Annotated in this window: 23 protein-coding genes and 1 tRNA gene; 13 read left to right on the plus strand and 11 right to left on the minus strand. The window is 65.8% G+C overall.

The window, feature by feature from the left end; genetic code table 11:
• Positions 1-3: 3 nt before the first annotated feature.
• The 5 genes from QE393_RS05865 to QE393_RS05885 all read right to left on the minus strand — a co-directional run bounded on the left by QE393_RS05865 (position 4) and on the right by QE393_RS05885 (position 5,541).
• Positions 4-186 carry a PA3496 family putative envelope integrity protein gene (locus tag QE393_RS05865; protein ID WP_273809468.1) on the minus strand — a complete coding sequence of 61 codons (183 nt, stop codon included), beginning with the start codon at positions 184-186 and terminating at the stop codon, positions 4-6.
• A gap of 141 nt (positions 187-327) precedes the next feature.
• On the minus strand, positions 328-966 hold the full coding sequence (gene nth / locus QE393_RS05870; protein ID WP_133859417.1) for an endonuclease III: 639 nt from the start codon (positions 964-966) through the stop codon (positions 328-330).
• On the minus strand, positions 963-1,937 hold the full coding sequence (locus QE393_RS05875) for an RnfABCDGE type electron transport complex subunit B (protein ID WP_310042526.1): 975 nt from the start codon (positions 1,935-1,937) through the stop codon (positions 963-965). Before QE393_RS05875 ends, nth begins: the two co-directional genes overlap by 4 nt.
• Positions 1,938-2,129: 192 nt before the next feature.
• A complete protein-coding gene (gene metG / locus QE393_RS05880) occupies positions 2,130-4,169 on the minus strand; it encodes a methionine--tRNA ligase (RefSeq protein ID WP_310042527.1) in 2,040 nt (679 codons plus the stop codon).
• Between the two features lie 220 nt (positions 4,170-4,389).
• Entirely contained in the window at positions 4,390-5,541 is a 1,152-nt protein-coding gene (locus QE393_RS05885; protein WP_310042528.1) for a M14-type cytosolic carboxypeptidase, read from the minus strand.
• 122 nt (positions 5,542-5,663) lie between these two features.
• Here QE393_RS05885 and apbC point away from each other — a divergent pair, with 122 nt between their 5' ends.
• The 5 genes from apbC (at position 5,664) to QE393_RS05910 (ending at position 10,214) form a co-directional block, all read left to right on the plus strand.
• Positions 5,664-6,758, plus strand: a complete 1,095-nt coding sequence (gene apbC, locus QE393_RS05890) for an iron-sulfur cluster carrier protein ApbC (protein ID WP_093249286.1) — start codon at positions 5,664-5,666, stop codon at positions 6,756-6,758.
• 81 nt (positions 6,759-6,839) lie between these two features.
• A complete protein-coding gene (gene dcd / locus QE393_RS05895; protein ID WP_007162761.1) occupies positions 6,840-7,406 on the plus strand; it encodes a dCTP deaminase in 567 nt (188 codons plus the stop codon).
• A gap of 115 nt (positions 7,407-7,521) precedes the next feature.
• A complete protein-coding gene (locus QE393_RS05900; RefSeq protein WP_273809473.1) occupies positions 7,522-8,451 on the plus strand; it encodes a chemotaxis protein CheV in 930 nt (309 codons plus the stop codon).
• 72 nt (positions 8,452-8,523) lie between these two features.
• Positions 8,524-9,327 carry an MOSC domain-containing protein gene (locus QE393_RS05905; RefSeq protein WP_273809474.1) on the plus strand — a complete coding sequence of 268 codons (804 nt, stop codon included), beginning with the start codon at positions 8,524-8,526 and terminating at the stop codon, positions 9,325-9,327.
• Complete coding sequence (locus QE393_RS05910; protein ID WP_310042532.1) at positions 9,324-10,214, plus strand: LD-carboxypeptidase; 891 nt, start codon at positions 9,324-9,326, stop codon at positions 10,212-10,214. The genes QE393_RS05905 and QE393_RS05910 overlap by 4 nt, the downstream gene beginning before the upstream one ends.
• Positions 10,215-10,235: 21 nt before the next feature.
• On the opposite strand, the gene QE393_RS05915 is transcribed toward QE393_RS05910, so the two are convergent.
• Positions 10,236-11,675 (minus strand): pyruvate kinase, encoded by a 1,440-nt coding sequence (locus QE393_RS05915; protein ID WP_310042535.1) that lies wholly within the window; start codon positions 11,673-11,675, stop codon positions 10,236-10,238.
• Positions 11,676-12,302: 627 nt separating this feature from the next.
• Between QE393_RS05915 and nadA the strand changes: the two genes are divergently transcribed.
• Positions 12,303-13,361: a quinolinate synthase NadA gene (gene nadA, locus QE393_RS05920; RefSeq protein WP_273809651.1), complete on the plus strand. Its 1,059-nt coding sequence runs from the start codon at positions 12,303-12,305 to the stop codon at positions 13,359-13,361.
• On the opposite strand, the gene QE393_RS05925 is transcribed toward nadA, so the two are convergent.
• The gene (locus QE393_RS05925; protein ID WP_273809477.1) at positions 13,358-14,797 is read right to left on the minus strand and encodes a M48 family metalloprotease; all 1,440 of its coding nucleotides are present in this window, start codon (positions 14,795-14,797) and stop codon (positions 13,358-13,360) included. The two genes, nadA and QE393_RS05925, sit on opposite strands and share 4 nt — an antisense overlap.
• A 96-nt stretch (positions 14,798-14,893) precedes the next feature.
• Here QE393_RS05925 and QE393_RS05930 point away from each other — a divergent pair, with 96 nt between their 5' ends.
• Entirely contained in the window at positions 14,894-15,148 is a 255-nt protein-coding gene (locus QE393_RS05930; RefSeq protein ID WP_310042537.1) for a sulfurtransferase TusA family protein, read from the plus strand.
• Here QE393_RS05930 and QE393_RS05935 read toward each other — a convergent pair whose 3' ends face one another.
• Positions 15,149-15,622, minus strand: coding sequence for a peroxiredoxin (locus tag QE393_RS05935; RefSeq protein WP_273809479.1), 474 nt, complete (start codon positions 15,620-15,622; stop codon positions 15,149-15,151).
• Between the two features lie 22 nt (positions 15,623-15,644).
• Complete coding sequence (locus tag QE393_RS05940) at positions 15,645-16,205, minus strand: glycine cleavage system protein R (RefSeq protein ID WP_007162770.1); 561 nt, start codon at positions 16,203-16,205, stop codon at positions 15,645-15,647.
• Positions 16,206-16,450: 245 nt separating this feature from the next.
• Between QE393_RS05940 and dapA the strand changes: the two genes are divergently transcribed.
• The 6 genes from dapA (at position 16,451) to QE393_RS05970 (ending at position 21,265) form a co-directional block, all read left to right on the plus strand.
• Positions 16,451-17,329: a 4-hydroxy-tetrahydrodipicolinate synthase gene (dapA, locus tag QE393_RS05945; protein WP_017640330.1), complete on the plus strand. Its 879-nt coding sequence runs from the start codon at positions 16,451-16,453 to the stop codon at positions 17,327-17,329.
• 14 nt (positions 17,330-17,343) lie between these two features.
• Positions 17,344-18,528, plus strand: a complete 1,185-nt coding sequence (gene bamC, locus QE393_RS05950; RefSeq protein WP_273809482.1) for an outer membrane protein assembly factor BamC — start codon at positions 17,344-17,346, stop codon at positions 18,526-18,528.
• Complete coding sequence (locus QE393_RS05955) at positions 18,467-19,225, plus strand: MBL fold metallo-hydrolase (RefSeq protein ID WP_310042542.1); 759 nt, start codon at positions 18,467-18,469, stop codon at positions 19,223-19,225. The genes bamC and QE393_RS05955 overlap by 62 nt, the downstream gene beginning before the upstream one ends.
• A 157-nt stretch (positions 19,226-19,382) precedes the next feature.
• Positions 19,383-20,093: a phosphoribosylaminoimidazolesuccinocarboxamide synthase gene (gene purC, locus QE393_RS05960; RefSeq protein ID WP_007162774.1), complete on the plus strand. Its 711-nt coding sequence runs from the start codon at positions 19,383-19,385 to the stop codon at positions 20,091-20,093.
• Between the two features lie 80 nt (positions 20,094-20,173).
• A tRNA-Ser gene (locus tag QE393_RS05965) sits at positions 20,174-20,263 on the plus strand.
• Between the two features lie 531 nt (positions 20,264-20,794).
• Positions 20,795-21,265: a hypothetical protein gene (locus QE393_RS05970; RefSeq protein WP_273809488.1), complete on the plus strand. Its 471-nt coding sequence runs from the start codon at positions 20,795-20,797 to the stop codon at positions 21,263-21,265.
• 4 nt (positions 21,266-21,269) lie between these two features.
• Here the strand turns inward: QE393_RS05970 and QE393_RS05975 are convergent, their stop codons facing one another.
• Together QE393_RS05975 and QE393_RS05980 are read right to left on the minus strand one after the other, a co-directional pair.
• A complete protein-coding gene (locus QE393_RS05975; RefSeq protein ID WP_178083868.1) occupies positions 21,270-21,476 on the minus strand; it encodes a carbon storage regulator in 207 nt (68 codons plus the stop codon).
• Positions 21,477-21,589: 113 nt separating this feature from the next.
• Positions 21,590-21,826 (minus strand): hypothetical protein, encoded by a 237-nt coding sequence (locus QE393_RS05980; protein WP_273809491.1) that lies wholly within the window; start codon positions 21,824-21,826, stop codon positions 21,590-21,592.
• Between the last annotated feature and the right edge of the window lie 318 nt (positions 21,827-22,144).

Consider the following 22,144-nt stretch of genomic DNA (forward strand, 5'->3'; position numbering starts at 1 on the left):
GGGCTACAGATCGAAGTCGTACTCGGAGATCTGCCGCTTCAGGCGACGCTCTTCGAGCATGTCGTCGATCAGGCGCCGCTTGGTCAGATTGGTCTTGCTGACGACGATAGGCTCGACGGTTTCGGGCGTCTCGCCATCGGTCTCGAAATCCTCGTCCACATCGATGTCGCTTTTGTCTTCGGCCATGGGTAACTCCGGCAAGGCTGGACAGGGTCACACGCCCGTCATCGACGGGGCTGCGGACCTTTTCGCGCACCTTATAGCGACAAAGCAGGGGCCGGTAAAAAAGATTTTTTCAATCGCCAAAGGGCTTTGGTGCGCCCTTTTTCAATCGTCAGAGGTTTTTGCCTTGTATTCGCAGAGATCCTCGATGCGGCAGCTGCCGCAGCGGGGCTTGCGCGCCTGGCAGACATAGCGGCCGTGCAGGATCAGCCAGTGGTGGGCATCCAGCAGGAAATCCTTCGGCACCACCTTGAGCAGCTTGAGCTCGACCTCCACCACGTTCTTGCCCGGTGCCAGATTGGTTCTGTTGCTGACCCGGAAGATATGGGTATCCACCGCCATGGCGAGCTGACGGAAGGCGGTGTTGAGCACCACGTTGGCGGTCTTGCGCCCCACGCCGGGCAGGGCCTCCAGTTCCTCGCGGGTCTCGGGTACCGCGCCGCCATGGCGCTCCAGCAACAGCCGGCAGGTCTCGATGACGTTCTTGGCCTTGCTGTTGTAGAGCCCGATGGTCTTGATGTACTCCGACAATCCTGCCACACCCAGGTCCAGGATGGCCTGGGGGGTGTTGGCCACCGGATAGAGGCGGGCGGTGGCCTTGTTGACGCTGACGTCGGTGGCCTGGGCCGAGAGGATCACCGCTATCAGCAGCTCGAACGGTGAGGCGTAGGCCAGTTCCGTCCTGGGATCGGGATTGTCCTCGTGCAGCCGGCGAAAGATCTCCAGGCGTTTGGCGGCATTCATGGGTCGGTTCGCTCTTCCAGGGCCGTGAGGTGCTGAGCCGCCTGCTGAGCGGCGCTGCGCAGGGTTTCCAGCTGGCCGCGCTGCGTGGATGTGGGCTCGCTACCGAAGGCCCGCTCGGCCTTGGTCAGCTGGGCGCGTGCCAGGGTGGCAGCGATCCGCGCCTGCCTGAGCGCAGCGGGGGCGGCGACCGGCTGCGCCAGGGCCGGCGCAGTGGCGCTGGCGGGCCCCTGCTGCGCCCTGTCGAGGGCCGTCTGCGCCTGTTGTGCGGCTTCACGCAACTGCTGCACCTGGGTTTCCAGCGCGGGCGTACCGTATTGGACCAATTGCCGTTCGGCCTTCTGCAGCGCGACACGCGCCATGGCGACGGCGATCTTCAGCGGCTTGAGCGAGGATTCTGCCGTGGCGGGGGGCTCCGCAGCCGTGGCGGTCACAGGCGGCGCCTGACGGCGCTGGCGCTCGGCGTCCAGCCGTTCGCGGTCCCGTTGCAGGCGTGACTGGCGGGCATCGAAGCGGCGCCGATAGTACTGCGCGCGCTGGCGCTCCGCCTGGCGGTCGATCGGCGCAGGTACCGGCACCAGATCGATGCAGTCCACCGGGCAGGGCGCCAGGCACAGCTCGCAACCGCTGCATTCGTTCTCGATCACCGTGTGCATCAGCTTGGCCGCGCCCAGGATGGCATCGGTGGGGCAGACCTGGATGCACTTGGTGCAGCCGATGCACTCGGCTTCGCGGATCACCGCGCGCTGGCTGGGCGTCACCGGATAAGGCGAGTCCAGGGGCAGTGTCGGGCGCTGCAGCAGGGCAGCAAGCTCGACGATGGTCGCCGTACCGCCCGGTGGGCACTTGTTGTGCGCTTCACCCGCGGCGATGCCGGCCGCATAGGGCTGGCAACCGGGGTGGCCGCACTTGCCGCACTGGGTCTGGGGCAGCAGGGCGTCGATGGCGCTGATGAGGGTGGCGTGAGCGTTCATGATCGGGGTCGGGGCTGGAGGAGGAACGGCGCCCTGAGAGCCTGCTCAAAGTCGGCTGCGCGTCGGCCAAACTGCGTTGAAAATGGCTTCGGAATGCTCATTTACGCTTTGTAAACTCCGCTTCCTCAGCCATGTTCGCCTTGTTTGTCGCTAACTCGCTCGCCTTTGAGCAGGCTCTCGGCGCCGTCGCTGTCACATCACCCGCTGGCCGGGCTTGGCGCCGCTGTCGGGGCTGAGCAGGTGGATCTCGGTGCCGCCGGGGCCGGCGGCCAGGACCATGCCCTCGGACACGCCGAACTTCATCTTGCGCGGCGCCAGGTTGGCGACGTACAGGGTCAGGCGGCCTTCGAGCTGGCTCGGCTCGGGGTAGGCGCTCTTGATGCCGGAGAAGACGTTGCGCTTGGCATCGCCGATGTCCAGGGTCAGGCGCAAGAGCTTGTCGGCGCCTTCGACGAATTCGGCTTTCTCGATCAGCGCGATGCGCAGATCGACCTTGGAGAAGGTATCGAAGTCGATGGTCTCGGCCAGCGGGGCCTTGCTCAGTTCGCCATTGCCGGCCGGCTGGGGGGCGGCCTGGGCGGCCAGGTCTTCCTTGGAAGCGTCGATCATGGTCTGCACCTTGGCGGGTTCGATGCGGGTGAGCAGGGGCTGGAAGGCGTTGAGCTGATGATTGGCCAGGCGGATGTCGAGGTCGGCCCAGGTCAGGGGGGCGACGTTGAGGAAGGCCTCGGCGGCGGCGGTCAGGTTGGGCAGTACCGGCTTGAGCAGGATCGCCAGCTGGCGGAACAGCTCGATGCCCTGGGCGCAGATGGCCTGGACTTCGTCGGCCTTGCCGTCCTGCTTGGCCAGGCTCCAGGGCGCCTTGTCGGCGATCCAGGCGTTGGCGCGGTCGGCCAGGGCCATGATCTCGCGCATGGCACGGCCGAAGTCACGGGTCTCGTAGGCCTCGGCGATGCTGGGCGTGGCCGCGCGGAAGGCGGCTTCCAGCTCGGGTGCGGCCTGGGCGTCCACCAGCAGGCCGGCGTTGCCCTTGTGGATGAAGCCGGCGCAGCGGCTGGCGATGTTGACCACCTTGCCCACCAGGTCGGAATTGACCTTCTGCACGAAGTCCTCGAGGTTCAGGTCGATGTCCTCGACGTGGCGCGAGAGCTTGGCGGCGAAGTAGTAGCGCAGGTATTCGGGATTCAGGTGATCCAGGTAGGTGCGCGCCTTGATGAAGGTGCCGCGGGACTTGGACATCTTCTGGCCGTCGACGGTGAGGAAGCCATGAACGCTCAGCGCCGTCGGCTTGCGGTAGCCGGCGCCTTCGAGCATGGCCGGCCAGAACAGCGCATGGAAGTTGACGATGTCCTTGCCGATGAAGTGGTACAGCTCGGCGGTGCTGTCCTTGTTCCAGTAGGCGTCGAAATCCAGGTCGTCACGGCGGTCGCAGAGGCTCTTGAAGCTGGCCATGTAGCCGATGGGCGCGTCCAGCCAGACATAGAAGTACTTGCCTGGCGCATCGGGGATCTCGAAGCCGAAGTAGGGCGCGTCACGGGAGATGTCCCATTCCTGCAGCCCGGCGTCCAGCCATTCGGCGATCTTGTTGGCCACCGATTCCTGCAGGGCGCCGCTGCGGGTCCAGCCCTTGAGCATCTCGGCGAAGTCGGGAAGCTTGAAGAAGAAGTGCTCGGATTCGCGCAGCACCGGGGTCGCGCCGGAGATGGCCGACTTGGGATCCTTCAACTCGGTGGGCGCATAGGTGGCGCCGCACTTCTCGCAGTTGTCGCCGTACTGGTCGGCGCTGCCGCACTTGGGGCAGGTGCCCTTGATGAAACGGTCGGCCAGGAACATCTGCTTGTCCGGGTCGAAATACTGGGTGACCGGACGGGTGGCGATGTGGCCGTTCTCGCGCAGCTTCAGGTAGATCGCGCGCGACAGCTCGCGATTCTCTTCCGCGTGGGTGGAGTGGAAGTTGTCGAAGGCCACGCCGAAGTCGGCGAAGTCGGCGCTGTGCTCGCGTTTGACGTTGTCGATCAGCTGTTCGGGCGTGATGCCCTCGCGCTCGGCGCGCAGCATGATGGCCGAGCCGTGGGCGTCGTCGGCGCAGACATAGATGCACTGGTTGCCGCGCAGCCGCTGGAAGCGGGCCCAGATGTCGGTCTGGATGTACTCGACCATGTGGCCGAGATGGATGGAGCCATTGGCGTAGGGCAGGGCGCTGGTGACGAGAATCTTGCGGGGCTCGGTCATGGTCTTGGCTGGATCGCGGCGCTGATAAGTTGACCGACCATCATAGCGAAATGGCCGGTCGGTTTCATCCGTGGGGATGGGCGTTAAAAAGCGCGAAGTCCTGCGGGCTAGCGCCAGGCAAGGCGGAAATTGCCGAGGAAGCACAGTTTACGACGGGTAAATGAGCATTCTGAGGCAGTTTCCAAGGCAGTCTGGCCGACGCGCAGCAGACTTCGAGCATTCAGAGATCCGCCAGCTGCCAGTACAGGGCGCTGACCATGGCCGCGCCCAGGGCGGCGCTGCGGGCACCGTTCCAGCCCACATCGGGGCGGGGATCGTTGGCGTTGTCCTTGAACGGCAGCTCCAGGGTCAGGGCCAGGCAGCCATGGGTATGGCCGACATACTTGGTGGCGAGCTTCAGGGTTTCGCTGCCGAAGTGACCACGGGGATAGCCGTACCGGGTCTGGAAGTCGGGGCTGGCACGCTGGAAGCGCTGCAGGAAGGCCTGCTGCTCGGCCTCTTCGCGCTCACCGAAGTTGGGCAGGCCATTGCAGCCGTCGACGAAGACATAGGGCAGGGCCTCATCGCCGTGGATGTCGAGGAACAGATCGCAGCCGCTCGCGGCGATGGCGCGGCGTACCGCCAGAATCTCGGGGCTGCGCTCCTCGTCCGGCTCCAGCCATTCGCGGTTGAGGTTGGCGCCGGCGGCGTTGGTTCTCAGATTGCCCAGGGCGGAGCCGTCGGGATTCATGTTTGGCACCACGTGCAGTACCGCATGCTCCAGCAGCTTGCCGCCGACCGGATCGCCCTGCTGTTCGCCGAGGCCCAGCAGTCGGCGCAGCAGGCCTTCGACGAACCACTCGGCCATGGGCTCGCCGGGGTGCTGGCGGGCAATGATCCAGATGTTCTTCTTGCTGGCGCCCGGCGTGCCGATGCGCAGCAGGTCCAGCGAGCGCCCGAGCAGCGAGCGGCCGACGGTTTCCAGACGGACGGCGGGATGGCGCTGGGCCTCGCCCATGAAGGCCAGGTGGCGACTCTCCGGATAGGGCTCGAAGTAGGCGAAGAACAGGCTGTCGTGTTCCGGGGTGACGGTCCAGCTCAGGGTCTTGCCGTCATAGCGGCTGGGAATGCGGAACCACTGCTGGCCGCAATAGCTGGCGACCACGCCATAGTCGCGCCAACCTTCGGGGTAGGCGCACTCGCCGGCATTGTCGAAGCTCAGCTGGCAGGGCAGGCCGCGGGCGCCTTCGAGACGGAAATGGAACCACTGGGTGAAGGGCGACGCGGTGTCCGGGCGGATGCGCAGGCGGATGTCGGTGGGGTCGGCCAGGGACAGCACCTCGACGGCGCCGCTGTCGAAGGTGGAACTGATGTGCAGGGAAGAGGCGTTCACGCAGGGCTCCACGGGCAAGGGCAAAGCCGGGAGTGTAGCGCCGCGTGGATAGGCTTTAGCAAGGACAGTGGGTAGCATAGGCCGCAGCTTCTCTTTCCTATCCGCTGTTTCCGGGAGTCTGCATGACCGCTCCGACTCGCGAGGCCATCGAGGCCGCGCTGCGCCAGTATCACGATCCCTATCTCGAACAGGACCTGCTCAGCGCCGGCGCCCTGCGCGACCTCGCGCTGGACGGTGGCCGGGTGCGCGCCCGCTTCGAGCTGGGCTATGCCGCCGGACTGTTCAAGGGTGGCCTGGCCCAGGTGCTCAAGACCGCGTTGGAGAACGTGCCCGGGGTCGAGACCGCCGAGATCCAGGTCGATTGCACCATCGCGCCTCACGCCGCCCAGCCGCAGCTGGAGGCCATGGGCAACGTCAAGAACATCATCGCCGTGGCCTCGGGCAAGGGCGGGGTGGGCAAGTCCACCACCGCCGCCAACCTGGCCCTGGCGCTGGCCCGCGAAGGGGCCCGGGTCGGCGTGCTGGACGCCGACATCTATGGCCCCAGCCAGGGCATCATGTTCGGCTTCGCCGAGGGCACCCGTCCCGAGGTGCGCGACGAGAAGTGGTTTATACCGTTGCAGGCCCATGGCGTCGAGGTCATGTCCATGGCCTTCCTGACCAACGACAAGACGCCGGTGGCCTGGCGTGGCCCGATGGTCTCCGGCGCCCTGATCCAGCTGATCACCCAGACCGCCTGGAACGACCTCGACTACCTGGTGATCGACATGCCGCCCGGTACTGGCGATATCCAGCTGACCCTGGCGCAGAAGGTACCGGTGGCCGGCGCGGTGATCGTCACCACACCCCAGGACCTGGCCCTGCTGGACGCCAGGAAGGGCGTGGAAATGTTCCAGAAGGTCAACATCCCGGTGCTCGGGGTGGTGGAGAACATGGCCGTGCACATCTGCTCCAACTGCGGCCATGCCGAACACCTGTTCGGCGAAGGCGGCGGCAGCAAGCTGGCCGAGCAATACGGCGTGGACCTGCTGGCCTCGCTGCCGCTGGCCATGGCCATCCGCGAGCAGGCCGACGCCGGACGGCCCACCGCCATCGCCGATCCGGACAGCCAGATCGCGCTGATCTACCAGGAACTGGCGCGCAAGGTCGGCGCCCGTATCGCCCAGGGCGGTCAGGCCGGCGGCGGCATGCCGACCATCACCGTCAGCGACGACTGATTTCGTTCGTTCGCCTTTGAGACCGCGCGGCTATCCAATACAATGCGCGGTCAATTTTTTCGCCCCGGAGCTAGACCTGCCATGAGCATCAAATCGGACAAGTGGATTCGCCGCATGGCCCAGGAACACGGCATGATCGAGCCCTTCGTCGAGCGCCAGATGCGCGGCGCGGACGACAGCCGGGTGATCTCCTACGGGGTGTCCAGCTACGGCTACGACGTGCGCTGCGCCAACGAATTCAAGGTGTTCACCAACATCCATTCGGCGGTGGTGGACCCGAAGAACTTCGACGACAAGAGCTTCGTCGACGTGGTCAGCGATGTCTGCATCATTCCGCCGAACTCCTTCGCCCTGGCGCGCACCGTGGAATACTTCCGCATCCCGCGCGACGTCCTGACCATCTGCCTGGGCAAGAGCACCTATGCCCGCTGCGGCATCATCGTCAACGTCACCCCGCTGGAGCCCGAGTGGGAAGGCCACGTGACCCTGGAGTTCTCCAACACCACGACCCTGCCGGCCAAGATCTACGCCAACGAGGGCGTGGCGCAGATGCTGTTCCTGCAGTCCGACGAGGCCTGCGAGGTCTCCTACAAGGATCGCGGTGGCAAGTACCAGGGCCAGCGTGGCGTGACCCTGCCACGCGCCTGAGCGCAGGTGTTCGAGCGAAGCCGCCTGTCGGGCGGCTTCGCTGTTTCCGGGCCTCAAGAATCGACCGCTGCCGCCGATAGCCTGTGAACTGACTTATCTTTGGAGTGGACTTTCCATGGCCGGCATTCTCGACACCGTCGATCAACGCACCCAGCTGGTTGGCGAGAACCGTCTGGAAATTCTCATGTTCCAGCTGTCCAGCCGGCAGATGTTCGCCATCAACGTGTTCAAGGTGCAGGAGGTGCTCAAGCTGCCGCGCCTGACCCAGATGCCCAAGCGCCATCCGATGATCTGCGGCGTCGTCCACCTGCGTGGCCAGACCCTGCCGGTGATCGACCTGGCGGCGGCCATCGGCATGCGACCCATCACGCCCGACGAGAACAGCACCATCATCGTTACCGAGTACAACCGCTCGGTGCAGGCTTTCCTGGTCGGCAGCGTCGATCGCATCATCAACCTCAACTGGGACAGCATCCAGGCCCCGCCCGGCGGCGCCGGACGCCAGCACTACCTGACCGCCATCACCCGCATCGAAGACCGCCTGGTGGAGGTGATCGACGTGGAAAAGGTGCTGGCCGAGATCGCTCCCTACAACGTCAAGGTTTCCCAGGAACGTCTGGCCGATCCGCTGCTGGCCAAGGCCCGCGGTCGCGAGGTGCTGCTGGTGGATGACTCCAGCACCGCCATCGGCCAGCTGCGCGACACCCTGGTGCAGCTGGACCTGAAATTCCACGTCGCCACCGATGGCCTGCAGGCGCTGCGCAAGCTCAAGGCCTGGGCCGACGAGGGCGTGGTGCTGACCGACAAGCTGCTGATGGTGCTCACCGATGCCGAGATGCCGGAAATGGACGGCTACCGCCTGACCACCGAGATCCGCCAGGACCCGCGTCTCGCCGATCTCTATGTGGTGTTGCACACCTCGCTGTCGGGCAGCTTCAACGAAGCCATGGTGAAAAAGGTGGGCTGCAACGCCTTCCTCTCCAAGTTCCAGCCCGATCAGCTGGTCGAGGAAGTGCGCCGGCGCCTGGCGCTGGCCGAGGAGTGATCCTCGCGGTTTCGCCGCTCCGGCGCCTCCCTTACACTGGCGGCCCTTGTCCGCCGCCAGGAAGCCGCGCCCATGTCGCACCTCAGTGCCCTCTATCGTTATCCCGTCAAGTCGACGGCCGTGGAATCCCTCGTCCAGGCCGAGGTGGATGCCCTGGGCCTGGTGGGTGACCGCCGCTGGATGGTGGTGGATGCCGACACCGGCCGCTTCCTGACCCTGCGCCAGCTGGCGCAGATGAATCACATCGAGGCGCGCTGGCTGGCTGCCGACCGGCTGCGCCTGAGCGCGCGCGGCCGGACGCCGCTCGACGTGACGGTGCCGGATACCACCGGCGAACAACTGGGCGTGACCATCTGGCGCGACACCCTGCAGGCGCCGGTCGCCGCCGCGGCGGATGCCTGGCTGAGCGACTTCCTCGGTCGCCGCTGCCGCCTGGTGCACATCACGGAAAGCCATGCCCGCCAGATCAACACCGATTTCGCCGAGCCGGGGCAAAAGGTGCATTTCGCCGACGGCTTCCCCTTGCTGCTGACCAGCGAGGCCTCGCTGGCCGATCTGGTGGCGCGGGTAGGCAAGCCGCTGGAGATGCTGCGCTTCCGGCCGAATCTGGTGGTGGAAGGCACGCCCGCATACGCCGAAGACGGCTGGAAGCGCCTGCGCATCGGCGCGGTGGACTTCGCCGTCGCCTGTCCCTGCGCGCGCTGCATCGTCATCACCCAGGATCCGGTGACCGGTGAAAAGGACCCGGATCGGCAGCCGCTCACTGCCTTGCGCGAATATCGCTTCCAGGACAATCGCATGCTGTTCGGCATGAACGTCATCCCCCTGGGGCGCGGCACCATCGAAGCCGGCATGCCGGTGGAGGTGCTGGAATGAATCCCGTGCGGCGTGTGGCGCTGGTCAGTCCGGCAGGTGCGGTCAAGGAAGAGCTGGTCACGGCGGCGATCGAGCAACTGCAGGCCGCCGGCATCGAAGCGGTCCTGGGCGAGCAGGCGCTCAAGCGCCATCGCTATCTCGCCGGTACCGCCGAGGAGCGCGCCGCGGATCTGCACTGGGCCTTCAGCCAGGCGGACGTGGATGCGGTCTGGTGCCTGCGCGGCGGTTACGGATCCGCCCAGTTGCTGCCCTGGCTGGACTGGTCGCGGCTGTCCAGCAGCAAGGGCCGGCCGCTGATCGGCTATTCCGACCTGACGGTGCTGCTGGAGGCCTTTCACCGCCGCGGTCTCACCGCCATCCACGGCCCGGGCGCCCTGGATTGGGGGCGTCGTGACGAGGATCCGGCTACCCAGGCGGCCCGTACCCGCTCGCTGGAATCGGTCCTGGAACTGTGCGCGGGCAGCCGTCCGGCCTGGCAGCTGGAGCGCCTGGCCGGTCCGGCCCAGGTGCCTGCCGGCGAACTGATCGGCGGCAACCTGACCACCCTGGCCAGCGTGGTCGGGACCGCCGCCGCCCTGCGCCCCCACGACGGCGCCATCCTCATGCTGGAAGACGTCGGCGAGCCCTTCTATCGTCTGGAGCGCAGCCTCTGCCAGTTGCTCGGCAACCTCACCGAGCACCGCATCGGTGCGGTCTGCCTGGGCACCTTCACCGACTGCCCGCCGCGTAACGTCGAGCAGTCGCTGGAGGAAATCTTCGCCGAGTGGCTGGCGCCGCGTGGCATCGCCCTCTATCGCGGCCTGCCCAGCGGCCATGGGCCGGAAAACCAGGCCTGGCCCTATGGCGCTCGCGTGCGCCTGGAAGCGGGTCGCCTGCAGGTGCTCTAGGCCTGCCCAGCCCCGGGCGGGTCAGTCCGCCCAGGGCGAAGCCAGTTCCAGCTTGCACAGCAGCTGGCGCTTCTTGCTGTTGTAGCCCTGCATCCGCACCAGCAGTTCATCCAGGGTGGCGACCGCCTTGAGGATGTGCGGGCCCTTGTTGAGCATCACGCATTCGGCGCGGACCCCGGTCGCCGCATCGGTGATCTCGGCGCGCGAAGGCGAACCCTTCTTGGCCAGGTTTTCCAGCACCTGGGTCGCCCAGATCACCGGCACGTGGGCCGCTTCGCACAGACAGAGAATGTCTTCCTGCAGCGCCGCCAGGCGCTCGAAGCCGCCTTCCACGGCCAGATCGCCGCGGGCGATCATCACGCCGAATCCGCCGCGCTGCATGCCCGCCAGCAACAGTGCGGGAAGATTGTCGAAGCCCCGGCGCGTTTCTATCTTCAGCACCACGCCCAGGTGCTCGGCCCGCAGGCGCGCCAGCTCAGCGAGCAGCGCGCGGACATCGTCCGCGCTGTTGACGAAGGACATCTCGATACCGTCCGCATGCTCGGCGGCAAAGGCCAGGGCCGCGAGGTCCTGTTCGCCCAGCGCTGCCAGCCGCAGGGTGCTCTGGGGAAAGTTGATGCCCTTGTCGCCCTTGAGCTTGGCGCCGCCCGGCGCCTGGGTGATGCGGATCTGCAGCGCGTCCTGATCGGCGCGTTCGATCAGCCCGCCGATCTTGCCATCATCGAACCAGACCGGCTCGCCGCTACGGACGTCGGCGAACACCTGGGGCAGGGTGCAGCCCAGGGTGGCGGGTGTCAGCAGGCGCCCGCCGCTGTCCTGGCTGGCGGGCCGACCGGGCGTCTGGTCGGCGGTCAGGATCAGCAGATCGTCCTCGGCCAGCCGCAGGGCGCCCGGTTGCGGGGCGAAATCGCCGATGCGGCTGTGCCTCCTGCGTCCATCGCGCTCGACGCTCAGGCGCAGGCCGGGCGTGAGGTAGGTGGTCTTGGTCGCCTCCGCCCAGCAGCCGCGGTCTCCGACCTCGACGACCGTCCAGCGACGCTGCGCCTGGCGCGTGTCCCTCAGCTGGATCCGCTCGCCCGCCTGCAGGCCAGCTAGCCAGCGTTCGCCCACCTGGATGCTGGCAGCCGCCGGGGAGGGCGCCGGTCGCGGCCGGCGGCGGCCGGTAAGCCAGATCCGCGCCGGCTGGCGGACGCGGCCCTGGGCGTCGCGCTCGGGCTTCACCTTCTTTACCGCCATGCCCGTGGCGATGGGCCCTGTGCGCAACTTGGGGCCCGGCAGGTCCATGAATACCTTGCAGGGCTGGTCCAGCTCCGCGCTGGCCCGCCGCACGTGGTCGATCATGCGCGTCCAGGTGGCCGGTTCGTCGTGGGCGCAGTTGATGCGCGCGCAATCCATATGTCCCGCCAGCAGGTCGCGTACCAGCGCATAATCGTCGGCGGCTTCGCTTGGCAAGGTGACCATGATGGCGTACCTCCCGCGCGGAGGCGGGCGTGCCGAACAGTGCCCGTGCATGGTCTGCCAGGGGGTTGGCCGCCCTGGTCGTCGGCCGCGTCGCCGGGCTGCCACCGAGCAGGCGCTCCAGGGTGTTGATCAGGGTCGCCACGGTCGGCAGCACGGCGGCTTCGGAACGCCCCAGGGACGATAGCCCCAGGGCGGAGAGTTGCAGCTGCAGGCCCTGCAGATCGCCGTCGCGCAGCGCCAGATAGGCGAGCAGATTCCGGGCACTGGCCCGGTAGGCGGGATTGAGCGCCTGCCGATCCAGCCGCGGCTCCGCGGCGGCCTGTTCCAGGGCACCCTGCAGGGCGCGCAGTTTATCCAGCAGGGTGGCGAGAGCCTGATCGGGGGTTCGGGAACGCGAGGTCGAACGGGGCGGCACGCGAGATCTCCAGCAGAGGGCCCAGGCGAGACGCTCACCGGGCGTTCCTGTCTCGGACCCATGGCCGCCGCAGAAGTGAAAAGCCAAGTGTTGCCAGACATTAGCGGCAGATGGCCACTCCTCGCGAAGGCGGCCGCTGGCGCCCATAGGGAGTCGGCGAGGATGCTGCTATGATGCGCGGCCTTGACGACCCCCGTTTTCAGGTACCCGCCATGGTGCAGATTTCCGAACGTCTCCTGGTCCAGGCCCATCTGGCCGCCAAGCAGCCCAAGGCGCTCGGGCCGGACGAGATCGCCGCCTACAAGACCGCCATCGCCCGCGAGCTCAAGGCGCAGAACGCGGTGCTGCTCGCCCATTACTACACCGATCCGCTGATCCAGGCCCTGGCCGAGGAGACCGGCGGTTGCGTCGCCGATTCCCTGGAGATGGCCCGCTTCGGCAATCGCCACCCGGCGTCCACCGTGGTGGTGGCCGGGGTCAAGTTCATGGGCGAGACGGCCAAGATCCTCAACCCGGAAAAGCGCGTGCTGATGCCGACCCTGGAGGCCACCTGCTCCCTGGACCTGGGGTGCCCGGTGGAGGAGTTCTCCGCCTTCTGCGACCAGCATCCCGAGCGCACCGTGGTGGTCTACGCCAACACCTCGGCCGCAGTGAAGGCCCGCGCGGACTGGGTGGTGACGTCCGGCTGCGCGCTGGACATCGTCGAGCACCTGATGGACAACGACGAGACCATCCTCTGGGCTCCCGATCGCCACCTGGGTCGCTATATCCAGCGCGAAACCGGTGCCGACATGCTGCTGTGGGAAGGCGCCTGCATCGTCCACGAGGAGTTCAAGGCCAGCCAGCTGGAAGACCTCAAGCGGCTCTACCCGGAAGCGGCCATCCTGGTGCATCCGGAGTCGCCCGAGGCGGTGATCGAGCTGGCCGACCATGTCGGCTCCACCAGCCAGATGATCAAGGCGGCCCAGACGCTGCCCAATCGCCAGTTCATCGTCGCCACCGATCGCGGCATCTTCTACAAGATGCAGCAGGCCTGCCCCGACAAGACCTTCATCGAGGCACCCACCGCCGGCAACGGCGCCGCCTGTCGCAGCTGCGCCCACTGTCCCTGGATGGCGATGAACACCCTGGAGCGCACCCTCAACTGCCTGCTCGACGGCTCCGGCGAGGTGCTGGTCGATCCGGCGCTCATCCCCCGTGCGGTCAAGCCGCTCAAGCGCATGCTCGACTTCACCCAGGCGCTGCAGCTGCAGGCCAAGGGTAACGCCTAGCGCAGGATCTCTTCGCTCAGCTTGCGCTGGGCGATCATTTCCTGCTGGCGGGCGTCGATCCGCGCGGCCAGCTGATAGTTGCTGGCGGCGCGCTGCTTGGCGAAGCCCAGTTGCTGGATCGCCTGGTTGTAGTCACCGGTCAGGGCGAAGTACTCGGCTCTTGCCTGGTGCACCCCGACCAGATCACCGGCCTGGCCGCGAACGTCCGCCGCCTGATTCCACAGATCCGGATCGATCGGCCGCTGTTTGATCAGTTTGTCGAGCAACTGGCTGGCGGCCTTGGCCTGCTTGGTGCGGCCGAGCATGTCCACCTGGGCCAGACTCACGGCCAGATCGTCCGGATAGAGGTCCAGCAGTCGCTGCACGCGTTTCTGGGCGTCGGGCAGGCGATTGGCGGTGATGTCCAGATCGACCTGGGCGAGGTTGTAGCTGATGTCGTCCGGCGCCTTGCGCAGCAGCGGCGCGAGGGTGTCGCGCGCCTCGTTGAGCTGGCCCTGCTTGGTCAGTCCCATGGCCAGGCCATAGCGCACCGGATCGTTGTCCGGCGCCTCCTGCAACTGGGCGCGATAGCGCTTCACCAGCAGGCCGGCGGTCTCCTCGAAGTACATCTGGGTGCGCACCTTCATCAGCTGGAAGCGCTTGCTGTCCTCGACGCCTCCCTTGGGAAAACGCTCGGCGCGCGCCTGGGTATCGGCGATCCGGCTGTCCGTGACCGGGTGAGTCAACAGAAATTCCGGTGGGGTACGGTCATAGCGATACTGGCGGGCGAGCCGACCGAACATCTCCGGCATGGCGCGCGGATCGTAGCCGGCGCGCTCAAGATTGACGATGCCGACGCGGTCGGCCTCCTGCTCGTTGAGTCGGGAAAAGCGCAACTGGCTCTGGATCGCCGCCGCCTGGGTCGAGGCGATGGCGGCGATTCCCACATCGCCACCGCCTGCCGCGGCCGCAACGATCCCGGCGAGCAGGGCCGCCATCAGCGGCAGCTGCATGCGTTGCTGGTTTTCCACCCCGCGGGCGAAGTGGCGCTGGATCAGGTGACCCAGCTCATGGGCCATGACCGCCGCGTACTCGGCTTCGGTTTCCGATTTGAGGAACAGCCCACCATTCACCCCGATCACCCCACCGGGCGCGGCGAAGGCGTTGATCTCGGGGTCCTTGATCAGGATGAAGACCAGGCGGTGGTCCTGCAGGTCGCTGGTCTCGGCCAGCTTGTAGACGGTCTGTTCGACGAATTGCTTGAGCTGCGGATCGTTGATGGTCGGTACCTGGCCGCGCAGCATGCTCAGCCAGGCGCGGCCCATCTGAAACTCCTGCTCGGGCGAGACGATCGAAGAGCTGGCATCGCCCAGCGACGGCAGATCGTTCGCGCCCTGCGCCAGATGGGGCGCGGCGAGCAGCGCCAGGGACAGCAGGGCGGGGCGCAGGACGTTCATGGCAAGACTCGTGGCCGCAAAAGGGCTACTTTAGCGGCCCGCCGTCTGGGTGCCTAGCAAACCCGGGCACTGACGCAGCCCCCAATGGAGAATCCCATGGCCGATCTGAGCCAACCCTACACCGGCACCGTGACCGCCCAGCTGGACGCCAGCGGCCTGAGCTGCCCCATGCCGCTGCTCAAGGCGAAGCTGGAACTCAATCGCCTGTCCTCCGGCGAGGTACTGGCCGTGGTGGCGACCGATGCCGGCTCGCAACGCGACTTCCGCACCTTCGCCAAGCTGTCGGGGCATGCCCTGGTGGGCGAAGAGGTGGCGGGAGAGACCTTCCGCTACTGGCTGCGCAAGGCCTGATCAGGCCTGGTTGAGTGCCTGGGCGGCGGCCAGCACCTCGGCGACATGCCCGGGGACCTTCACGCCGCGCCAGATCCGGCGTACCACGCCTTCCCGGTCGATGAGGAAGGTACTGCGATCCACGCCGATGTAGTCCCTGCCATAGAGCTTCTTCTGCCGCATCACGTCGAACAGCTGACAGAGGGTCTCGTCCTTGTCGCTGATCAGCTCGAAGGGAAAGCCCTGCTTGGTGCGGAAGTTCTCATGGGTGCGCAGGCTGTCACGGCTGACGCCCAGGATCAGGGTATCGGCCGCCTGGAACTGCTCGTGCAGATCGCGAAAGCCCTGGCCCTGGGTGGTGCAGCCGGGGGTGTTGTCCTTGGGATAGAAGTACAGCACCGCCTGGCGACCGCGCAGGCTGGCGGGCGAGACCTCGAGGCCGCTGGTGGCCTGGGCCTGAAAATCCGGAAGCGGTTGGTCGAGGGTCGCGCTCATGGGCAGCTCCTTGCGGGTTCTGTCAGTTGCTCTGCGGCCGCCAGGGCTCGATCAGGGCATCCAGATTGAGGGCGTCGGCGAAATCCAGGAACTGATCGCGCAGCCAGCTGATCTGGGTCCCGGCTGGCAGGGTCACGGTGATGGTGGCGTTGAGCATGGTGCCGCCGGTCTGGGGCGCCTGGTAGGAATCGCAGACCAGGTTCTCCACTTCGATCTTGTGGTCGGCGAAGAACTGGCAGAGTTCGTTAAGGATGTCCGGGCGATAGGCGGCGCTGACATAGACGACGTACGGCAGGGCCTGGGGACGATTCTCCAGGGCGGCGCTGCGGGTGACGCCGACGGTGAAGCCGTGGCGCTTGCCAAGGCCGGCGAGGCCGCCTTCGAGGCGCGCCAGGCCGTCCCAGTTGCCGGAGACCTGCAGGATCAGCGCGCTGTATTCCCCGTGTCGGCTCAGCCGGCTGCTGACTACCGCACAGCGATTGTCCATGCAGCTGCGGTAGAGCACGTTGGTCAGCTCCATGGGATTGGCGCCCAGCGCACTGATGACGAGAAATTGTTCGCGAATCGGGGGGGTAGCGGACATTAGGGTTCCTGGCAGGGGGAGATACAGACTGGGTTCTGTAGGAAAAGCGTCTGCGCTCGGTGATGCTTCGTTGAAAAAGGCTTCGCCTGACCTTCGCTCGCCAACTTTTCGTACAGAACCTGGCAAAGGCGAAAGGGTAGCGAAAAGCGCTCGCGGGGGGAATGCCCGTTGGGGGGCACGTTGCTTGTGCTGGGGCAGAGGCGTCAGTACCATTACCGCTCTCTTTTTCCGGCAGGAGCGGTTGCATGATTGCGGGGAGCATGGTGGCGCTGGTCACCCCTATGGACGCCCAGGGGCGTATCGACTGGGACAACCTGACCAAGCTGGTGGACTTCCATCTCGCCGAAGGCACCGACGCCATCGTCGCGGTGGGCACCTCGGGTGAATCCGCCACGGTCGACGTCGACGAGCACGTAGCCGTGATCCGTCATGTGGTCGAGCAGGTCAAGGGCCGCATCCCGGTGATCGCAGGCACCGGTGGCAATTCCACCCGTGAGGCCATCGACCTGACCCGCGCCGCCAAGGACGCGGGCGCCGACGCCTGTCTGCTGGTCGTGCCCTACTACAACAAGCCGACTCAGGAAGGGCTGTACCAGCACTTCCGCATGATCGCCGAAACCGTCGCCATTCCGCAGATCCTCTACAACGTGCCGGGGCGCACCGCCTGCGACATGCTGGCCGAGACCGTCGAGCGCCTGGCCAAGGTGCCGAACATCATCGGCATCAAGGAAGCCACCGGCGACCTGGCTCGCGCCCGCGACATCCTCTCCCGGGTCAGCAAGGATTTCCTGGTCTACTCGGGCGATGACGCCACCGCTGCCGAACTCATGCTGCTGGGCGGCAAGGGCAACATCTCGGTGACCGCCAATGTCGCGCCGCGCGCCATGAGCGAACTCTGCGCCGCCGCCATGCGCGGCGATGCCGACACCGCACGCGCGCTCAACGAAAAGCTGATGCCGCTGCACAAGAATCTGTTCATCGAATCGAATCCGATCCCGGTGAAGTGGGCCCTGCATGAAATGGGCATGATCGACGCCGGTATCCGTCTGCCGCTGACCTGGCTCAGCTCGCGCTGCCACGAAGTGGTACGTCAGGCCCTGCGTCAGGCGGGAGTGCTGGCGTGATTAGGAAGCAGTCGATGAAACGTGTTCTGGGTTTGACGACGCTGGGTCTGGCCGTGGCCACCGCCAGTGGCTGCAGCTGGGTGTGGGGCGAGCATGGCTATTTCCGCGATCGCGGCAACGACTATCTCGAATCCCGCGAGACCGGCCCCATGCAGGTGCCGACGGATGTCCAGGCCAAGCCCATGGATCCGCTGTTGCCGATCCCGGCCAATGTGGCCGATACCCAGAATCGCTCCTATGGCTTCGAAGTGCCGAAACCCCAGGCGCTGGCCGTCCAGGGCAGTGGCAACGAGCAGTTCAGCGTGCAGCGCAGCGGCAATGCCCGCTGGCTGGCCGCCCAGAAGGTCCCGGCCAACGTCTGGCCGGTGGCTCGTCAGTACCTGACGGACAATGGCTTCCGCATTGCCGAAGAGCGCCCGCAGACCGGTGAGATCATTACCGCCTGGCAGGCGCCCACCGAGCTGTCGACGCCGCTGGCGCGCAGCCTGAGCACCAACGGCCGCCTGCAACCGGGCAACGAGCTGCGCACCCGCCTGCGCATCGAGCCGGGCGTGCAGTCGGGCAGCAGCGAGATCTTCATCCAGACCCAGACCCGCAGCCAGGGCAGCTCCAGCGAGCCGTCCTGGTCCAGCAGCCAGAACAGCTCGGCGCTCGATGACGCCCTGCTGAATCAGGTGCTGGCCGGCCTGGACCGCAGCGAGCAGGGCAGTGGGTCGGTCTCGCTGCTGGCCGCCGGTGGCTACGACACCCCGGAGCGCGTGACCTACGAGGTCGACGGCAGCGGCGTGCCCATGCTGGTGCTGGAAAGCGATCTGAATCGCGCCTGGTCCAGCGTGGGTCGCGCCATCGAAGGCGCCGACATCCGTGTCGACGACATGGATCGCAGCCTGGGCGTCTACTACGTGAACATCGCCGAAGGCGCGCAGAAGCCGGAAGACCGCAAGCCGGGCTTCTTCGGCCGCCTGTTCGGCAAGGGCGAGACCAAGGAAGAGGAAGACGCCCGCGCACGGCGCTTCCAGGTGCGCCTCACCTCGGTGGGCAACACCGTCCAGGTCACCCTGGACAAGACCATCAACACCGCAGCACCCCAGGACATCGCCGAAGGCGTGCTGAAAAAGCTTCAGACGAGCATGCAATATGCGCTTCGCAATCCTGGGCAGCGGCAGTCGGGGCAACTCGACCCTGGTGCACAGCCATAACAGCTATGTGCTGATCGACTGCGGCTTCTCCCTGCGGGAAGCCGAACGTCGCCTGGCCCGGCTGGGTGTGGTACCTGCCCAGCTGGACGCCGTCCTGGTCACCCACGAACACTCCGATCACGTGCAGGGCGTCGAGCTGCTGGCGCGCAAGCACGGGGTGCCGGTCTATTACAGCGCCGGTACCGGGCGTGGCCTGCGCAAGCCGGTGGCGGCCCAGGGGCTGCTGGCGGACGGCGAACGGCTGGTGCTGGATGCGCTGGAGGTGACGGTGGTGCAGGTGTCCCACGACGCCCTGGAGCCGACCCAGTTCGTCTTCGACGACGGCCGCAAGCGCCTGGGCGTGCTCACCGATCTCGGCGAGGCGACCCCTGGGGTGCTGGCGCATTACCGCGGCCTGGATGCCCTGGTGATCGAAGCCAACCATGACAGCAACATGCTTGCCGCGGGGCCCTATCCCTATCACCTCAAGGCACGGGTCGGCGGGGTGCGCGGGCATCTCAACAACCGGCAATCGGCCGACCTGGTGATGGAGCTTGCCTGTCCGGGCCTGCAGCATCTGGTGCTCGCCCACCTGAGCGAGAAGAACAACAACCCCTGGCTCGCCCGCGCCTGCTTCACCAACGTGCTGGGCTGCGACTCGGACTGGCTGCAGATCGCCGATCAGCAGCTGGGGCTGGAATGGCAGGCCATCGCCTGAGGCGCTGACCAGGTTTTCTTTGGCGGCCGGGCGCTGCTGCAAGGCCAAAAGATCCACGATCCTATGTAAACTGCGCTTCCCGGCTGTACTCGTTCCGAACCGGTCGCCTCACCTGCGTTCGTCCACAGCCTGCAAGCCATTCGAACCGGAGTCCAAGATGGAAAAACGCGCAGAACTCTACCGTGGCAAGGCCAAGTCGGTATTCACCACCGACGATCCCGATCGCCTGGTCCTGTTGTTCCGCAACGACACCTCTGCCTTCGATGGCGAGCGCATCGAGCAGCTCGAGCGCAAGGGCATGGTGAACAACAAGTTCAATGCCTTCGTCATGCAGAAGCTGGAAGCCGCCGGGATCCCCACCCAGTTCGAGCAACTGCTGGGCGACAACGAATGCCTGGTCAAGAAGCTCGAGATGATTCCGGTGGAGTGCGTGGTGCGCAACTTCGCCGCCGGCAGCCTGGTGCGCCGCCTTGGCGTGGAAGAGGGCCTGGAGCTGACGCCGCCGACCTTCGAACTCTTCCTGAAGAACGATGCGCTGCACGATCCGATGGTCAACGAAAGCCACGTCCAGGCCTTTGGCTGGGCCACCCTCGACCAACTGGCCGAGATGAAGGCGCTGACCTTCCGCATCAACGACATCCTCAAGCAGCTGTTCGACGATGCCGGCCTGCTGCTGGTGGACTTCAAGCTGGAGTTCGGCCTGTTCCACGGCAAGGTCGTGCTGGGCGACGAATTCAGCCCGGACGGCAGCCGCCTCTGGGACAAGGAAACCCGGAAGAAGATGGACAAGGATCGCTTCCGCCAGGGGCTGGGCGGCGTGATCGAGGCCTACGAAGAGGTCGCCCAGCGCCTGGGCGTCCCGCTCTAAACGCAAGCCGCTGATACCAGAGCTTTTTTTGCAATTGCTTGTTCGCTTTTGCCCGTATCGCTGGTATCATGCGCCGCGTTGGAGAGATGCCGGAGTGGTCGAACGGGACGGATTCGAAATCCGTTGAGTCAGCAATGGCTCCTAGGGTTCAAATCCCTATCTCTCCGCCAAATACAGAAAACCCCGAGTGTGCCAGGCACCTCGGGGTTTTTTATTGGCCGGATTTCCGCTAGCCAGCCGTGTTCCTGTTCGAGGCGGCCAAGAGGCTCGCACCCCTATCCGCCGGGCGTTGGCCGGAGAATTCGTGCAGGCGCTGGAAACGGTCCAGCCAGAAGCCCAGTTCCAGGGCCAGGGTCGGGTCGCCTGCTAGGCGGTAGCAAAAGCTGTACCTGCCTTGTATTCGGCTCTGGACCGGTGATTTGCTCCGGTCTGACGCGGATTATTTGCGAAGCAGGACCGCCGGCATCTTGTATCGAAGTTGGACGAAGCCGCGGCGGGTTCGGCAGCCAACGCCGCGATGTCCGTGGCAGCCGCATGCCGTCGAGCGGTAGGGATCAGCGGCCGGGAATGGCTGGACGCCTCGGACAAATGGAGCGATGCTGGAAACGTACGCCACAGAGCGTGCGATCTCCGATGGCCGAGCAGCAGGCGGCGGCCGTTGGACGATGGCTTCGGCGCATAACAATAAGAGGAGTCGAGCGATGTTCTACAAGGTCAGCGTGTATTCCCGGCCTGAAGATCGTGGGCTGCTGGTGTGGCGGTGGAAGAAGCAGTTTCTCGGTGAGTGGGTGGAGTCGCGTCGGGAATTCGAGGATTGCGACCACTGCGTTCATCACGCCTTGCAGGACGCGAAGGGGCAGAGCGTTCACCTCGAAACCGATCGCTGCACCCTCTATCGTTACCGCTTCGAAAGCATGCTGCACCAATACGGCAGCTGCTATTGCCTGAGCGGCGGACGCTCGTCCGAAGCCGTTCTGGACCTCATCGCCCAGATCGAGGAGCGCCACAACGTCATCGTGCTGCGCAATGGCCAGCCGTTCTTTGCCCACTACCGTGCGGATCTGCAGGCCGAAGGGACGCTGGCTCCCGAACTCTGGCAGGGTGTGGAATGGCGGGGGCTGGAGGGGCGCTTCGAGTATGTACGCAATCGCCATTCGCCCTGGTCCAGGTAGCAACCTAGAAGGGTAGCAACTCCTGACGCATGATGCTGATGTCGGCAGGCGCCTGGACGCCTACCTGCACGCGATCGCCCTGCACCTTGAGGATGCGGATGTTGATTCCACCATTGAACAGCAGATCCAGCAGCTGTTCTTCATCGGCTCCCGGTTTGAGGGATAGATTGATGATTTCGTCGGTGCGACGCGTCAGGACCAGATAAGACATGAGCATCCCTGCCATGATTTCAGGGCGCCGATGATAACCAGTTCCGCCGTGTGTGAGAATCAGTAGGCAGATTGTTGGCGCTGCACCAGGGGCCTGGCGCAGGTCAATGGCCGCTATCGACGCCCCAGTTGCCAGCGGCGTCCCACGAATCCCAGACCCCCCGAGACCATCACCGACAGGTTGATGGTATTGGTCGCCCCACTGCCGTGATAGCCCGCGATGACGGCGATCAGGGTGGCCAGCGCCCAGACGGAGATGGCGGCGGCAACGGCGGCGGCCATTTCATTGAAATCGGATTTCCGCGCCGATCTCGAATAGGGACGGATGGCGCTTTCGTATTCTTCTGGCATGGGAGGCTCCGGCTGCTGTTCTTGTTAGAGAGTATCGCCATGGATCTTATCGACTGCTGATGAACAGTCTGGATGGGATCGATAGCGCGATCAGCTTTTTTTTCCGCTGAACGGACAAGAGGTATTGGCTGGAGCCCTGGGTGGTCGGCGGACGCGGTGGGGCGCGCCGTCTGATCTCGGGCCGGATCGTCCGAAGGCCCGACAACGGCCGCAGCCAGGCCCGGTCCCCTTTGTATCCGACGTGACCCGCCTGGAGACCATCACGGGTGACGGCGGGATCACCCTCACGACCTGCCAGGATCATCCGGGAAGGGACAA

Origin of the sequence: Pseudomonas sp. SORGH_AS_0211, from assembly GCF_031453455.1 — a bacterium.
Taxonomy (GTDB): domain Bacteria; phylum Pseudomonadota; class Gammaproteobacteria; order Pseudomonadales; family Pseudomonadaceae; genus Chryseomonas; species Chryseomonas aestiva.

Coding starts and splice junctions, on each gene's coding strand:
- QE393_RS05865 (WP_273809468.1), bottom strand. CDS start 186: ATGGCCGAAGACAAAAGCGACATCGATGTGGACGAGGATTTCGAGACC.
- nth (WP_133859417.1), bottom strand. CDS start 966: ATGAATGCCGCCAAACGCCTGGAGATCTTTCGCCGGCTGCACGAGGAC.
- QE393_RS05875 (WP_310042526.1), bottom strand. CDS start 1,937: ATGAACGCTCACGCCACCCTCATCAGCGCCATCGACGCCCTGCTGCCC.
- metG (WP_310042527.1), bottom strand. CDS start 4,169: ATGACCGAGCCCCGCAAGATTCTCGTCACCAGCGCCCTGCCCTACGCC.
- apbC (WP_093249286.1), top strand. CDS start 5,664: ATGACCGCTCCGACTCGCGAGGCCATCGAGGCCGCGCTGCGCCAGTAT.
- dcd (WP_007162761.1), top strand. CDS start 6,840: ATGAGCATCAAATCGGACAAGTGGATTCGCCGCATGGCCCAGGAACAC.
- QE393_RS05900 (WP_273809473.1), top strand. CDS start 7,522: ATGGCCGGCATTCTCGACACCGTCGATCAACGCACCCAGCTGGTTGGC.
- QE393_RS05905 (WP_273809474.1), top strand. CDS start 8,524: ATGTCGCACCTCAGTGCCCTCTATCGTTATCCCGTCAAGTCGACGGCC.
- QE393_RS05910 (WP_310042532.1), top strand. CDS start 9,324: ATGAATCCCGTGCGGCGTGTGGCGCTGGTCAGTCCGGCAGGTGCGGTC.
- QE393_RS05915 (WP_310042535.1), bottom strand. CDS start 11,675: ATGGTCACCTTGCCAAGCGAAGCCGCCGACGATTATGCGCTGGTACGC.
- nadA (WP_273809651.1), top strand. CDS start 12,303: ATGGTGCAGATTTCCGAACGTCTCCTGGTCCAGGCCCATCTGGCCGCC.
- QE393_RS05925 (WP_273809477.1), bottom strand. CDS start 14,797: ATGAACGTCCTGCGCCCCGCCCTGCTGTCCCTGGCGCTGCTCGCCGCG.
- QE393_RS05930 (WP_310042537.1), top strand. CDS start 14,894: ATGGCCGATCTGAGCCAACCCTACACCGGCACCGTGACCGCCCAGCTG.
- QE393_RS05935 (WP_273809479.1), bottom strand. CDS start 15,622: ATGAGCGCGACCCTCGACCAACCGCTTCCGGATTTTCAGGCCCAGGCC.
- QE393_RS05940 (WP_007162770.1), bottom strand. CDS start 16,205: ATGTCCGCTACCCCCCCGATTCGCGAACAATTTCTCGTCATCAGTGCG.
- dapA (WP_017640330.1), top strand. CDS start 16,451: ATGATTGCGGGGAGCATGGTGGCGCTGGTCACCCCTATGGACGCCCAG.
- bamC (WP_273809482.1), top strand. CDS start 17,344: ATGAAACGTGTTCTGGGTTTGACGACGCTGGGTCTGGCCGTGGCCACC.
- QE393_RS05955 (WP_310042542.1), top strand. CDS start 18,467: ATGCGCTTCGCAATCCTGGGCAGCGGCAGTCGGGGCAACTCGACCCTG.
- purC (WP_007162774.1), top strand. CDS start 19,383: ATGGAAAAACGCGCAGAACTCTACCGTGGCAAGGCCAAGTCGGTATTC.
- QE393_RS05970 (WP_273809488.1), top strand. CDS start 20,795: ATGTTCTACAAGGTCAGCGTGTATTCCCGGCCTGAAGATCGTGGGCTG.
- QE393_RS05975 (WP_178083868.1), bottom strand. CDS start 21,476: ATGTCTTATCTGGTCCTGACGCGTCGCACCGACGAAATCATCAATCTA.
- QE393_RS05980 (WP_273809491.1), bottom strand. CDS start 21,826: ATGCCAGAAGAATACGAAAGCGCCATCCGTCCCTATTCGAGATCGGCG.